Annotated in this window: 8 protein-coding genes; 3 read left to right on the top strand and 5 right to left on the bottom strand. The window is 68.9% G+C overall.

Going from position 1 to position 13,950, the window contains the following annotated elements:
- The first annotated feature begins 90 nt into the window (after positions 1-90).
- Entirely contained in the window at positions 91-4,518 is a 4,428-nt protein-coding gene (locus tag ACIBCM_RS06825; protein ID WP_399240887.1) for a hypothetical protein, read from the top strand.
- 66 nt (positions 4,519-4,584) lie between these two features.
- On the opposite strand, the gene ACIBCM_RS06820 is transcribed toward ACIBCM_RS06825, so the two are convergent.
- The 3 genes from ACIBCM_RS06820 to ACIBCM_RS06810 form a co-directional block, all read right to left on the bottom strand.
- Entirely contained in the window at positions 4,585-5,160 is a 576-nt protein-coding gene (locus ACIBCM_RS06820) for an SMI1/KNR4 family protein (protein ID WP_399240886.1), read from the bottom strand.
- A gap of 66 nt (positions 5,161-5,226) precedes the next feature.
- Positions 5,227-5,619 (bottom strand): hypothetical protein, encoded by a 393-nt coding sequence (locus ACIBCM_RS06815; RefSeq protein ID WP_399240885.1) that lies wholly within the window; start codon positions 5,617-5,619, stop codon positions 5,227-5,229.
- A 101-nt stretch (positions 5,620-5,720) separates the two neighbouring features.
- The gene (locus ACIBCM_RS06810) at positions 5,721-8,042 is read right to left on the bottom strand and encodes a SpoIIE family protein phosphatase (RefSeq protein WP_399240884.1); all 2,322 of its coding nucleotides are present in this window, start codon (positions 8,040-8,042) and stop codon (positions 5,721-5,723) included.
- A gap of 540 nt (positions 8,043-8,582) precedes the next feature.
- On the opposite strand from ACIBCM_RS06810, the gene ACIBCM_RS06805 reads away from it, so the two are divergent.
- Together ACIBCM_RS06805 and ACIBCM_RS06800 are read left to right on the top strand one after the other, a co-directional pair.
- On the top strand, positions 8,583-9,917 hold the full coding sequence (locus ACIBCM_RS06805; RefSeq protein WP_399240883.1) for an LLM class flavin-dependent oxidoreductase: 1,335 nt from the start codon (positions 8,583-8,585) through the stop codon (positions 9,915-9,917).
- 60 nt (positions 9,918-9,977) lie between these two features.
- On the top strand, positions 9,978-10,592 hold the full coding sequence (locus tag ACIBCM_RS06800; protein ID WP_399240882.1) for an NADPH-dependent FMN reductase: 615 nt from the start codon (positions 9,978-9,980) through the stop codon (positions 10,590-10,592).
- 165 nt (positions 10,593-10,757) lie between these two features.
- Here the strand turns inward: ACIBCM_RS06800 and ACIBCM_RS06795 are convergent, their stop codons facing one another.
- Together ACIBCM_RS06795 and ACIBCM_RS06790 are read right to left on the bottom strand one after the other, a co-directional pair.
- Positions 10,758-11,216 carry a MarR family winged helix-turn-helix transcriptional regulator gene (locus tag ACIBCM_RS06795; RefSeq protein WP_399240881.1) on the bottom strand — a complete coding sequence of 153 codons (459 nt, stop codon included), beginning with the start codon at positions 11,214-11,216 and terminating at the stop codon, positions 10,758-10,760.
- A 711-nt stretch (positions 11,217-11,927) separates the two neighbouring features.
- Positions 11,928-13,229 (bottom strand): MFS transporter, encoded by a 1,302-nt coding sequence (locus ACIBCM_RS06790; protein WP_399240880.1) that lies wholly within the window; start codon positions 13,227-13,229, stop codon positions 11,928-11,930.
- Positions 13,230-13,950: the final 721 nt, after the last annotated feature.

The following is a 13,950-nucleotide window of genomic DNA, read 5'->3' as shown; positions in this document are numbered from 1 at the left end:
ACAGCCTCCGCCCGAGGAATCCGGCGGTAGCGATCCGCCCGGCCGGCATCCACCGCCCGAGCGGGTCATCCATCCAACCAGAGGAAGAGTGTGAAGAGACGAATACGGCGCCTGTGCGTGCCGGTCACCATCACGGTGGCCGCCGCACTGGCGATACCCCTCGGCCTGCCCGCGCAGGCCGCTGAGCCCACTGTGCCGAAGAGCGCGACACACAGCGGGAAGAGCCGGCCGGGGACCGGTCCCGCCCGGCCGTCCGCGATCCCCGCGAAGGATCGCGCCACGACCCTGGGCGCGCGGTACGGAGCATCCCAGGACACCGCCTTCACCACGAGCGGGGACGGCACCGGCTTCCACCTGCTCGTCGCCGACGAGGCGAACGGCTACGGGTGGAGGACAGCCGCCACGCTCCGGGAGGACGGCTTCGACGCCGACACCTGGATCGGCAACGCCTGTCTGACCTCCTCCGGCACGTACGCGGCGGTCGCCTACGCGCCCCGTACGTTCACCAACCGCCCGGAGCTGATGGTCCGTGGCGCGTTCACCGCCGTGGTGAACCTCGTGTCCGGCGAAGTCACCAAGCTCCCGTTCACCGCGTCCCTGGCCTACTTCAGCCCCGGCTGCGGGAACGGCGAGCAGGCTGTTTTCACACAGCTCACGCATGACGGCGACACAGAGCAGCGGACCCGGCTGATCACCGTGGACGCGACGACCGGCCGGCACTCCGGGCCGATCGCCCTCCCCGGCCAGGTCACCTCCGCGATCCCCGTCAGGAACGGGATCGTCGCCGCACACGGCAACAGGCTGGTCCGCCTGAACGGGTCCAGGGAGACCGAGCTCGTACGCACCCGTACGGTGCCTTTCCAGCTCACCGCCGACGGCGACGGCGGCGTGACGTTCATCGAGCGTGAGCTGGACAAGAAGGCATCGAATGGGCCGCGGAGCTGGGCCAGGCACCTCACCCCCGCCGGGACGCGCGGCGGTAGAACGGCGCCCGCCACGGTGGCGGCCGGGAAGCTCGCGGAATGGGATCTGGCCGGCACGGCCTCGGGCCGTGTGTTCATCATGGGCAGAGCCTCCAGCACGGGCAGGCTGCCCGCCCGAATCTCCAACCCGGGTGGTCTGTCCAAGGGCGCGCGCATGTCCAGCCTCGGGCATGCCGCCGTGTCGACGACGTGGGCGGACGGCAGGACCAGCCTGATCACGCCGAACGAAGCCGACGCCGCCCGCGCCGCGCGCATACGGCTCACGGTGCTGTCCACCGGCACAACGGTCACCCTGGACGCGAAGCCCGCCACGGGCGGCAGGAACGCCTCCACGGGCGTCCGGACATCGCCGGCGCTGATGGGCGGTGCCAGGACCGGCGACGGTGACAGCGGCCCGTCCGCGCGGACCACAGGGGCCCGGGCACAGTCGGCGTCGCCGACCGACCCCGGTGAGGGCACCGGCGAGCGGTACTGCGCGGTGGCCCGCAACGATGTCCGGAAACAGGCGTTCCAGCCCACCCCGCGCCAGGTGGAGTGGGCCGCCGACCAGGCAGTGGTCGGCAGGCTCGACTTCTACCGCTCGCCCAACTGGAAGAACACCGGCGCGGGCGGCTACACACCGCAGAACCTCTTCCCCCCGCTCGTCCTCGACGGCGACCCCAACGGCACGCTCGACCCCGAGGACGGCGCCAACGACAAGTGGCACATACCCGCGCAGGTGCTTCTGGGCATCACCGCGCAGGAATCCAACATGTGGCAGGCCACGCGGTTCGCGGTGCCGGGTGTGACGGCGAACAGTCTGATCGGCAACTACTACGGCACCGACTACACCGCGGACGGCACCCAGGCCGACCCGTGGCGCATCAACTGGTCCGACGCCGACTGCGGTTACGGCATCACCCAGGCGACCGACGGGATGCGCCTGGCGGGCAGGGAGAAGCCGGGCGAGACGCCTCTGAGCCCCTTCACCCAGGAGGCGGTGGCGCTGGACTACACCGCCAACATCTCCTACGGCGCGCGGATTCTGTCCGCCAAGTGGAACCAGACCCGCCGTGCGGGCATGAGGATCAACGACGGACACCCCCGGTGGATCGAGAACTGGTTCTTCGCCCTGTGGGCGTACAACTCCGGCTTCTACGACACCCCCGACTCCGCCGGACACAAGGGCGTGGGCTGGACCAACAACCCGGCCAACCCGCTGTGGAAGGCCAACCGCACCCCCTTCCTGGAGTCCCCGACGGGGGCGGACGACTACAGCCACGCCGCCTCTCCTCAGCACTGGCCGTACGAGGAGAAGGTGATCGGCTGGGCCGCACGCCCGATCTCGGCGATGTTCGCTCCCGGCGACTTCCAGGCCGGCTACCGGCCCGCTTGGTGGAACAGCAACCCGGACCGCACCAGGGCCAAGCCGCCGATCGATCTCTTCTGCGACGCCTCGAACGACTGCAACCCCTCAAAGATCGGCGACAATGACTCCAACGACCCCGGCATGGGCGCCTGCCTGCTGGACAGCGGCGACAGCGCGAGCAACCCGCACTGGCTGCACTGCTGGTGGGATCAGTCCGCCACCTGGAAGAACTGCACCACGCTCGCACAGTGCGGCAACGCGGTGCACCGATTCAACACCACCTACCCGGAACAGCCGGACGCGGCCTCCTATCCGCCGCGCTGCCTCACGGGCATGCCCGCGAACGCGCTGATCGTGGACGACCTGCCCAACGGCACGGTCCCGGCGGGATCAGCGACGAGAGGCTGCGGTGCGGTGAAGTCCGACGGCACCTTCACCTTCACCTACCAGCCATGGGATCTGATCGACTCCGACACCGGCAAGACCGTCACCACCTACCCCGGTAAGATCGACACGCATCAGATCGGCGCGGGCTACGGCAACCACTTCTGGTTCACCCACACCCGCTCGCCGGAGCCGTTCCCGCCGCCGGGAGACCGCATGAAGGTCACCGGCACCTGGAAACTGGGCAGTCGTATCACCGAACACGGCGGCCAGGCCAAGGTGTACGCGCACATCCCCGACCACGGGGCGCAGACCGCCGGCGCCGCATACCGGATCAAGCACGCCCACGGCACCACGGTCACGTCCATCTCCCAGGACGCCAACCAGTCCAACAAGTGGGTCGACCTGGGCGCCTACCAGTTCAACAGCACCGTCCCCGAGGTCAGCCTGGACAACTTCAACGGCGGCAACGGCACCAAGGACATCGCCTTCGACGCCATCGCCTTTGTGCCCGGGGACTACGACGGTCTGCACGACGTCACCTTCCCCGAGGCGAACCCGAACGCGCCCGATATCGACTTCGTGGCCGCGCAGAAGGTCAGGGCGGGCGCCGCTCCGCAGTTACCGGCGGCCGCTGCTCAGGGGAAGCGGACGTGCGCGACCGGTCGTGACGGGATCCGTTGGTGCGGCTCCTACGTTCCCTTGGAAGGGAAGAAGGCCCCATCCCAGACGACGGTTGAGCGCGCCGCCGCGGCGGGCCCCGTCGGCTGGTGTGCGAACGTCAACGGCGCGGCCATGCAGACGAGGACGCAAGGGTGTCTGCGCGGGATGCTTCCGCTGACCGCGAGTCGCAACGGTGTGCCCATCGGTAACGCGACCATGAAGATCATCCAGGAGATCAACCTCGACCCCAGGTCGAACGTGTTCACCACGTGGACCGAGTTGTCCCTGATCACTATGACGGGGCTCACCTCCACGACGCTGACGTCCTTCGCGGAGGACTGCTGGCCGACCACCGACTGCACGGAAAGCACCGGCCCCTGGATGGGCAGTACCACATGGACCCCCGGTGACCTGCACGTCGCCACCCGGACCAACACCTACACCTGGAACAGGACCACCGGGGGCGAATCGAAGCTGGACTTCACCTGGAACACTGCCTGGTCCACACCCGGCGCCGGTGTCCAGGCCGTCCCGCGGTGGGCCAACAACGCCTTCGATGTCCGCTGTGACAACAAAGTGGGCGGCAACACCGGATGTGTCTTCCACAAGTACACCCCGACGCTTCAGATGAACACGAAGAAGTACCCGGCCGCCGCCGCGTACTACTGGGTGCTCATGGAGAAGCTGGCCTCCCACCCCGGCAGCGAGCAGCGCAACAAGCCACTGCACCGCCTGGCGGATGAGGTGAAGGCCAAGGAGAACCGGGACAAGATGTGCATGCTCGCGGTCGCGGAATGGAACCCGCATCCGAACGCGGACGGCACCAGTTGCGACGAGTACCCGTTCGCGAAATCCCGTGAGAGCGGCGGGATGACGCTGTCCTCGGGCAAGCACTGCGCGCAGTTCTACGCGGACAAGCGGGCCGACGGCAGCTGGATGCTGGAGCTGGACAACAACTATCCGTATCCGACGTGGAACGAGATCTGCGGCCGCGCCGCGGTCCCGGCCAGGCAGAATACGGATGCCGGTGGCGACCTCGGGCGGTTCACTTCCGAGATCCGCCTGCTCGACAGCGACGCCTATTTCGTCCAGACCGGATTCGAGTACTGCGACATCAACTCGGTCTGCAACCTCAACTGACGGTACGACCTGAGCGAAGCGTCCTGCCGGATGACGGTGATCCGGCAGGGCGCTGCCTCCCGGGGTTCAGTCCATGACCCATTCCAGCATGCGCCCTTCATGGACCGAGGGACGACGGCGCGTCACCGGTAGCCGCAGCGATCCCTCCACCGCGTGGCACAGATCGGACAGCATCAGAGTCATGGACGGCCACAGCGGCAGGTAACCGGGATCGCCGAACGAGATCTCGCCGACTTCTCCGTAGTGGCCCTCACGGTGGTCGACGAACAGCAGATCACCGGTGAGAGCCTGAGCGAAGGGAACCCACTGGGTGTGCGCCGTGTGCCCGACCACGTCTTCCTCGTAACCGTCCTCGACCGCTTCGTGTGCCGTAGCGGAAAGATTCCGGTGCCATTCTGAGATTGCTTCGGTGCCCAGCGGGCTGTATCCGAGAAGAAAGGCGCCGGGTGCCATGCTGGACCTGCGCGGTGTCACTCCATTGTGCTCCGACAGCAGTGACGTCAGTTCACCGTGGAGCGGAAACCCCACCTCGCGCTCCAGCCTGGACAACTGAGCGTCCGACGCTCCCGGACGGAGCGTGGAATGATCGCCCGGCGCGTGCTGCCGAAGCCACTCTTCAAAGCGGTGCCACAGTTCCTGCACAGCGTGTATCCCGTCTGTTGTCGGCTGGAGGGGGCCATCGCGCCCACGATCGGGGCACCGGCCCACTCATGAGTTGTAGCCGTCCGCCGCGAGTTCCGCGATCAGATCCGCGTCGCGCATCCCGGGCAGGGCATACCCCTCGGCCTCATCCCACGGGATGTCGAGATCGTCCATATGGACGCGCCACTCGGCGTCCGGTACGGCCCTGCGCAATTCCGATACGGAATCCAGCACATGAGCGATCACCGGCATCAGACGACCGGGATCGAACGGCATCTTGGTGGACCCGGCGACGATCTCCTGCGGTTCGGCGGGACTCCGGTCGTACAGGTACAGGCTTTCCTCGTCGTCGTACGGGAACGACGCCGTGTGTTCGGCGGCGACGCGCGCGACGGAAGCCGACTCGGCCTCGGTCAGCGGTGTGGCGCGGTGCGCGCTGTAGTAGAGAGAGACGCTCATGACGGCAGCGTACGACGGGGGTATGACAGCGCGAAGCGCGGGGACGGCGGCCCCGCCCGGGACCGGTGCCGACGGATTGCGGACTGCCCTTCCTCACCCTCTCATTGCCCGGCCGCGGGGTCGAAGTCCCCTGCCGGGGACGAGGGGTGATCGTCGGTCCCGGGCGCGGGGGCCGCCGCTTCGGTGCCGACTTCGAACCAGGTGGTCTTACCGCGTCCCGCGGGCGAGCTTCCCCATGCCAGCGCGAGCGCCTCGACGATCAGAAGACCGCGTCCGGACTCGGCTTCCTGGTTGCTGCTCTCGTCGTTGAGGAGGACGGTCGGCACCGGTGGGTAGGGATCGCTGTCACGCGCCTCCACCCGGATCCGGTCCGGATACTCCCTCAATCGCAGATCTACTTCGCTGTGGGCGTGGATGAGTGCGTTCGTGACGATCTCGGAGACCAGGAGCTCCAGGTCGTCCAGCAGCGGCAGTCTGTTCCACTCGTGGAGCACATCGTGCAGAAAGCGCCGTACTCCGGCGACACCTCGCAGGTCGTGGCGGTGGATCGAGGTTCGTGCCACACGCGGGCGGTCACGCGGCTGGACTCCTTCGTAGCGCACCAGGAGCAGGGCGGCATCGTCATCACCGGATTCTGCCGGTGGAGCGCGGTGGGAAGCCAGGATGTCGGCCAGCGTCTCCAGGTTCTCGGAGCTGTGGTCGGCCAGTCGGCGGACCAGTTCGTGTACCGCGGCGTCGGTCCCCAGCTGTCGTGAGTCCAGCAGACCGTTGGTGAACAGTGCTACCACCGAGCCCGTCTGCATCTGGAATTCGGCCTGCTGGTAGGCGGTCTGCCGGCCCACACCCAGCGGCGGCCCGACGGGCAGCCGGGGCTCGGAGATCTGCCCCCGGGAGTCGCTGATGACCGGCCCGGGATGGCCCGCGGTCGAGGCGAGGGCGAGCCCGGTCGCCGGGTCGAGCCATACACAGCAGCAGGTGGCGTACAGATCGGTGTCCAGTTCGGCGAGCAAACGGTTGCTCCGCTCCAGGACGCGGGCAGGGTCGTGCCCTTCGGCGGTGTAGGCCCGCACTCCGCTGCGCAGCTGCCCCATCACCGACACGGCCTCCAGGCTGTGTCCTTCCACGTCGCCGATGACGAGCCCGACCCCGCCGTTGGGCAGTGTGAGGACGTCGTACCAGTCACCCCCCACGGCGGCTCCCTCGGTCGCGGGGAAGTAGCGGCCCGTGGCGACCACCTCGGGCAGATGGGGAAAACTCCTGGGCAGAAGGCTGCGCTGGATGGTCTGGGTGAGCGCGTGCTCACGTTCATAGGCCCGGGCGCGTTCCAGGGACTGACCCACCTGCTCCAGCATGATCACCAGTACGGCGATCTCCTCGGCGGCCAGGGGGCGGCCGGGCCCGGTGAACTCCAGAAGGCAGCAGCCCACCGCGCGGCCGTTGGAGATCAGCGGCAGATAGGCCCGCGCCTGGCGCTCGGGATCGATACCGAGACCGGGATACTCCTGCCGGATCTCGCCGGCCGTGGTGAAGATCTTGACGCCGACACCGGTGATGGTGTCGGTCTCGGGGCTTCGCTGGGACAGCGGTGTTCCCTCGATGCGGTTGAGGACTTCGCGGGAGAGGCCCGCGGCCCCGGCCACATGGAGGCGTTCGCCTTCGGTGACGCACAAGGCCACGGCCCTGGCCCCGAAGGGCCGGAGGATCTGGGTCTGTACCACGGCGAGGATGCCCTGGGTGTCCACCGCGGCGGTGAGTTCGGTGGCGAGCCGTTGCAGCTGGTAGAGGAACGGACTGCCCGGTGTGGACGACGAGGCCGTCGCCTGCCGGTGCTGCTGAACGGCTCCCGAGGCGGCGCCGGCGGCCCCGGGCTCCGGCCGGCTGGAGATGAACAAGGGGATCGAAGGCCCTTCCAGCGGCAGGCCCTGTTCCACCAGGCTCTGCAGCTCGGCCGCCAGTTCGTCCGCGGTCCTCTGCACATACTCCAGCTCGCCGTCACTGATCTCCCGCGGCGGCACGCAGCGCAGCGTGATGACTCCCAGGCGGTTGTGTGGTGTCGCCCGTATCGGTGCCACCACGAGCACCATGGGGAAGGGGGTGGAGACGAGGAGCGCCGGTGTCCGGCGGCACAGGATCTGCAGGTCTTCCGCGTCCACTTTCACCGTTTTGCCAGTCTGGAACGCCCGGGCCGCGGGCCAGGCGAAGTTGTCCACCCTGAACGCGGGTGTGATGGCGAAGCTCAAGGGGGTGTGCACGGTCATCGCGGCGACCAGCAGCTCGGCGTCTGCCGCGAGGAGGTAGGCGGTGCAGGAACCGGGCTGCAACCGGTCGTACACCTTGCGTAGTGCCGAGGCGATGGCCTCGTCACGCCGTGCTTCCAGCCCACCACGGTCGACGGCGAGCGGTGGAGAGAGCTCAGAATCCATGGGATCCACCCGGTGAATGGCGTACGACGGGCGGGCAGCGACCGCTGGACCGGCGGCCGCTGGCAGGTACTGATCGCTCACCATTATATGAGCGGCTGGAGTGCGACGGGCGATTCGGCGAGGGCGGCTGTCGTCCTTCCCTCCGTCTGAAAGTGGCGTTTGAGCTGGTCAGGCCCCGGGCCGGTGCTGCCCTGGGGGCTGTGGCCCGTGGTGCCGCGCAGCCGTACGGGAGGTCGCGGATGCCGTGGGCCGCCGGGCCGCCGGAACGGCATGAATCTGCTCCTCGCCGGCGCGTGGAGAAGCCGCGGGAGGAGACCGGCGGCGTCCGCCGGGGCGGCCGTGGCCGTGCCGGGTCGGGTGATCTCCCGGGCGGGTCGATACGGCCCCGGCGGCATCGCCGGGGCCGGTTGTTGTTTGTGGTGTGCCGGACTCTTGACGTTCCTTGGCGTTGTGGCTACTTTTTGGTTAACTCAGGTTACGCAATTGGTGTTGCGTGCCCCGTCATTCGATCACTCGCGATCCGCACATTCAGGGACACAGATGACGAACACACCTGGCCAGAAACTGATTCTCTCCGCGTCCGTCATGGGGCTCGGTATGCACCTCGGCGCGTGGATGGCACGTGAGGGCGAGGCCTCCGACTACCTCAGTGAGGCGACCTACGTCGAGGTCGCCCGTATCGCCGAGTCGGGCAAGCTGCACGGGCTGTTCTTCGCCGACGCGCTGACCAACGCCGAGGAGGGTACGGACCGTCCTTCCCTCGGTGCGCTCGACCCCACGATCGTGCTGGCCATGATGGCCACGGCGACGTCCCGGATCGGACTGATCGGCACCGCTTCCACGACCTACTGCGAGCCCTACGACCTGGCGCGCCGGTTCGCCTCTCTGGACCACCTCAGCGGGGGACGGGCGGGCTGGAACTCGGTTGCGACGTTCATTCCGGCCGTGGCCGCGATGTTCGGCGGGCGTCAGCTGCCGACACGGGAGAACCGCTACGAGCGCGCGGACGAGTTCATCGACGTCGTCGTCAAGCTGTGGGAAAGCTGGGGTGAGGGCGCGCTCGTCGGCGACAAGGAGAAGGGGCTGTTCGCCGATCCGTCTCTGGTGCGCGAGATCAACCACACCGGTGACCACTTCTCGGTGCGCGGCCCTCTCCCCCTTCCGCGCAGCCCCCAGGGACGGCCCGTGATCTTCCAGGCCGGCTCGTCACCCGAGGGCCGGGACCAGGCCGCCAAGTACGCGGATGTCGTCTTTACCGCCCAGCATCTGATGGAGGATGCCATCGCGTTCCGTGACGACATGCGCCGGCGTGCGGCCGCTTACGGTCGCTCTCCCGACGACATCAAGATCCTGCCCGGTATCTCTCCTGTCCTCGGGAGGACGTCGCAGGACGCGGAACGGCGCAAGGCCGTACTCGACGAGCGGCTCGGCACGGGTCCGGAACTGGTGAAGCTGGCCCGGCGGGTCGGGCTCGACCCGGAGGTCCTGAAGCTGGACGAGCCCTTCCCGCACCATCTGATCGGTCCGGACGAGGAGTTCAGCGGTTCGGTCGGCTTCCGGCGCTCGCTGGTGAACCTGGCCGCCAAGGACAACCTGACGGTGCGGCAGCTCATCGCCCGCTACGGCGGGGGACACCAGCAGGTGGTCGGTACGGCCGAGGAACTGGCCGATGTGATGGAGGTCTGGTTCAACAGCGGCGCAGCCGACGGCTTCAACCTGATGGTCGACATCGTTCCGTCCGGCTTCCGCGACATCGCCGAGATGCTCGTCCCGGAGCTGCAGCGCCGTGGGCTGTTCCATCTGGACTACGAGCACGAGACCTTCCGCGACAACCTCGGTCTGGGTGTTCCGGCCGCCACCACGTCCCACGCCTGACTCTCCGGCCAGCTGCCGGCGCGCCCCCCTGCCCCTCCCACTCACCGAAGGACACGTCACATGAGCATCGTCACCGCCGCTCCCGCCGGCCACGCATCTGATGCGCGCCGGGCGCCGTACATCGTCGGCATCGGAGGAACGCTCCGCCCTCACTCCACGTCGGAAACCGCTCTGAGGCACGCGCTGGCCACCGCCGAGCGGCTCGGCGCCTCGACGGAGATGATCACGGCCCAGAGCCTGAACTTCCCCATCTACGATCCGGAGAACCCGGCTTCGGACGACATCGCCGCGCACCTCCTGACCGCCGTGCGCCGTGCGGACGGCCTGATCATCGCGAGTCCGGGCTACCACGGGAATGTCTCGGGGCTGATCAAGAACGCCATGGACTATCTCCAGGGCCTCGCCTCCGACCGGACGCCCTACGCTCACAACCGGGCGGTGGGCTGCATCGTCACCGCGGCGGGCTGGCAGGCCGGTGCTGCCACGCTGACGGCGCTGCGGTCCACGGTTCACGCGCTGCGCGGGTGGCCGACGCCGCTGGGAGTGGTCATCAACTCCGCGAGCAAGCCGTTCGACAGGGACGGCGCGGTGAGCGACCTCAAGGTCGGCGCACAGCTGACCACGGTCGGTGAGCAGGTGCACGCGTTCGCGAGCAGTTACTCGCAGGTCGTCTGACCCCGGTCCGCCCGGCCTTCCGGGCATCGGATCGGCTGACGGCGAAGGGGCCTTTGAAGCCGCGTGCAGCGGGTCAAAGGCCCCTTCGCCGTGCATCCGGCCCTGCGGCCGCCCACTGCCCGGAACAGGTCCGGCGGTCCCGGCCGTCGGACCAGCCGCCCGGCGTCATCCGACGCCGAAGTTGTCGGCCCAGATGCCCAGTGCCTGCCGCCGCACGTCTTCGGGGAACTCTTCCCGCAAGGCGCGGAAACGCGGCTGTACCGCGGCGTCGACGCCGGTGACCAGGACGGCGCCCGTCTCGGTCGCCGCGACCAGGGTCACGCGGGCGTCCGACGGGGAACGGCTGCGGCGGGCCAGTTCCCGTTCGTCGAGTGTCTTGGCCAGCCGTGACACGAGAGGGCGGGGAACATCCAGCCGTGCCGACAGCTGTGTCACCGACAATGTCCGGTCGGGGGCTCCCATCAGCTGGACGAGTGCCTGGCACTCCAGCGGGTCGACTCCGGCCCTGCGTGCTTCCTCGTCGATGATGCGGAAGGCCCGCCGCATGAAGTAGCGCGCGTCCGCCACAGCGGCGAGACGGGTGCTCTCCTGCCGACCGGTACCTTTCGTGTCCCGGAGGTCCATCAAACTTTCCACGCCTGTCGCTAGCTGTCCGCGGGCACCGTCATGTGTTCGGGTTGCCAAAGGTCTTCGCCGATGATGTCAGCCGCTCGATGGAGCGGCAAGCCAGGGGAGGGCGGCTTCCGCACCCGGATCGGGCGGCCCGGGATCCGTGAGGACGAGGGCCGGAACACGGTGGGCCGGGAGGGGGCCGTGGGCGCCGCGGTCGGCCCCGGGACGCGTGTGCGGCCATGGCCCGGCCGGATCGACCCGTGCGGTGGTGTCCGTGATACGCGAGGACGCACGGGCCCCCGAGGGGCCCGTGCGGGCGTTCTGTGTCCCTGGACGGGGCCCGGGCGGCCCGGTGTGGGGAAGTCCCTCGCCCGTCGATATGCCGGTGCCGATGACGTGCGTCCTCGTCATCACGTTGTGGTGCGGCCTTTCCGGGGTACCGGACCGCCGTGTTCGCGTGACGGAGAGCTCTTCCGGCACGGGTGAGGCCGGTGTTCAGGCCCCGCGTCAGCCCCTTTCCGCCGGGGCCTCCGGGGCCGGTGACACCACCCTCCAGAGCATGAGCAGCAGAGAGGGCGATGCCATGCCGGGCCCGGAGGCCGGAGCACCGTCAAGCCACGGAGAAGGTGACGGTGGGCTGGGCCGAGGCGGGTGGCGACGGTCGTCGTCCGGCTCGTGGTGGTGTCCGTCTCCGTCGCCGTACGTCGCGCGGTGAGCGCCCGGCTATACGTCGCGCAGTGCGCGGCCGGCGGTTTCGGGGCCGAACCAGACCGCCACAAGGCCGACGACATAGACAGCGGCCACCGCCGCCGCGGCGGCGGGGAACGAGCCGAACGCCGTCACCAGGGCGCTGCTGCCCAGGACGCCGAACGCGGTGATGACCCGGGCGAAGTTCCAGGCCAGTCCCTGCCCGGTGGCCCGTACCACCGTGGGGAACAGTTCGGGCAGATAGACGGCGAAGATACCGAAGCCGCCGACGACGAAGAATCCGTAGAGCGGCATCATCCACATCACCCCCGACAGGGTGTCGACCTGGGTGAACAGCACGAGGGAGACCGCGAGCGCACCGGCGCAGAACAGCGCGAACATCGTCCGGCGGCCCAGTACGGAAGACAGGACCATCAGGGTCAGATAGCCCGCGATCGCCCCGGCGTTGAGCAGCATGAACGCGTGGCTCGGCGAGTCGCCCACATGGGCCGGTCCACCCGACAGCTCGGTGATCCATGAGGGCAGCCAGGTCAGCCCGCCCCAGGACCCGACCATCATGGCGATACCGAGCAGCACCGCGATCAGTGTCGGTTTGCGCAGGTCACGGTCGAGCAGCCGCCGGGTCGTACGCAGGGTGCCTTGGTCAGCGGGCGCCGCCTCACGTGCTGCCTGCCACCGCTCGGGTTCGCGGATGAACTTACGCATCACCACGGTGAGCAGGATGGGCACCAGGCCCGCGGCGAACACCCAGCGCCAGCCGAACGGTCCGACGATCAGGGCGAGCAGCGCGGCGAGAAAGAAGCCCGCGGCGAATCCCATCTGCATCAACTGCATGATCTTCGGGCGCAGTTTGTCGGGCCATGTCTCGGCCAGCAGGGCGGCGCCCGCGGCCCACTCGCCGCCGATGCCCAGGCCGGCCAGCATCTGGAACGCGGCCAACTGCCATACGTTGGTGGCGACGGCGCTCAGCCCGGTGAACAGGGCGTAGATCACCACGGTGATGCCCAGAATCCTGGCCCGGCCGAAACGGTCGGTCAGTGCGCCGAAGACGATGCCGCCAACACCCCAGGCGAGGAGCTTGAGGGCGATGATCGTTCCGCCGATCGACGCGATCGTCCCACGGTCCGTGGTGTCGGCCAGATCAGAGATGGTCTCCGTCAGCACGAGGGTGAGGAGATTGAGGTCCATCGCGTCGAACGCCCAGCCGAGGAACGTCGAGGCGAAGACCAGCCACAGGTAGCGCGGTGCGTCTCGCAGCCTCTGGGGCCCGGTGCCGGGAACAGATTTCGCTTCCGGTCTGTCCTCGTGAATCGTCATGCCACACTCCTGGGTGTGCAGTCGGCCGGCCCTGGACGCCGGCGGGGATACCGGGCGGCTCCATCGGGGCCGTGCTCCTTGGTGCAAGAGAAAGGGGCGCTGGGGCTGCTCGTCCGAGCAAGCGCCAGGTCGCTGCGCCGCGGCCCCTGGGGCCCGGCATCTGTGCTGCGGCTGCGGTGTGGGGAGACCGCTTTGGCTGTGCTGCTCACGGCGGCACCTGGTGTGATCTTAGGTTTGTGCGGCGGGGGCACAGGGCGGTGTGGGGCGGGTCGCGTGTTCTTGCGCCCTGGTGTCCGTCCGGGGTGGGGGCGGGTGGGCCGCAGCTTCCGGCACACGTGTGCGGGGGTGGGTCCGTCGCGGGAACCCGGGATCTTCCAGGTGCGCGCCGCAGGCCGGCTGCGGTCGGGCGGGCAGGACGCCGTGGGGTGCGGACATGAGGGCCGGCTGATCCGGTTGACGGCCCCTGCGATCCAGCGTAAGGGGTGCTCGATGCCGAGGCAGTGCGGGTGTGCCTGCGCCGGGCGGTCGGCGGCCGCCCGGGGGATGCGGGCGCCCGGCCGCCGCAGCGGGACTGTTCCGCGGCTGTTCCGCGGGGTGGGAAGTCGGTGTTCAAGCGGATCGCCGTCCCTTCGGGGAGGGGGAGGAGGGCACCGGCGGTCACCCGGGTGGAGCTGTGGGTCAGCGTGGGGTGGTGCCGGTTCGACGAACGGTCGGGCAGGTG

It is taken from the genome of Streptomyces sp. NPDC051018, assembly GCF_044456085.1.
Lineage (GTDB): Bacteria > Actinomycetota > Actinomycetes > Streptomycetales > Streptomycetaceae > Streptomyces.
Note: the sequence above shows the minus strand (reverse complement) of the source record. Positions and strands in the feature narration are given on the sequence as shown.

Bases quoted from the DNA above. Each gene is read 5' to 3' on its own strand.
- ACIBCM_RS06815 (WP_399240885.1), bottom strand. From the start codon at position 5,619: ATGAGCGTCTCTCTCTACTACAGCGCGCACCGCGCCACACCGCTGACC.
- ACIBCM_RS06810 (WP_399240884.1), bottom strand. From the start codon at position 8,042: ATGGATTCTGAGCTCTCTCCACCGCTCGCCGTCGACCGTGGTGGGCTG.
- ACIBCM_RS06805 (WP_399240883.1), top strand. From the start codon at position 8,583: ATGACGAACACACCTGGCCAGAAACTGATTCTCTCCGCGTCCGTCATG.
- ACIBCM_RS06800 (WP_399240882.1), top strand. From the start codon at position 9,978: ATGAGCATCGTCACCGCCGCTCCCGCCGGCCACGCATCTGATGCGCGC.
- ACIBCM_RS06795 (WP_399240881.1), bottom strand. From the start codon at position 11,216: ATGGACCTCCGGGACACGAAAGGTACCGGTCGGCAGGAGAGCACCCGT.
- ACIBCM_RS06790 (WP_399240880.1), bottom strand. From the start codon at position 13,229: ATGACGATTCACGAGGACAGACCGGAAGCGAAATCTGTTCCCGGCACC.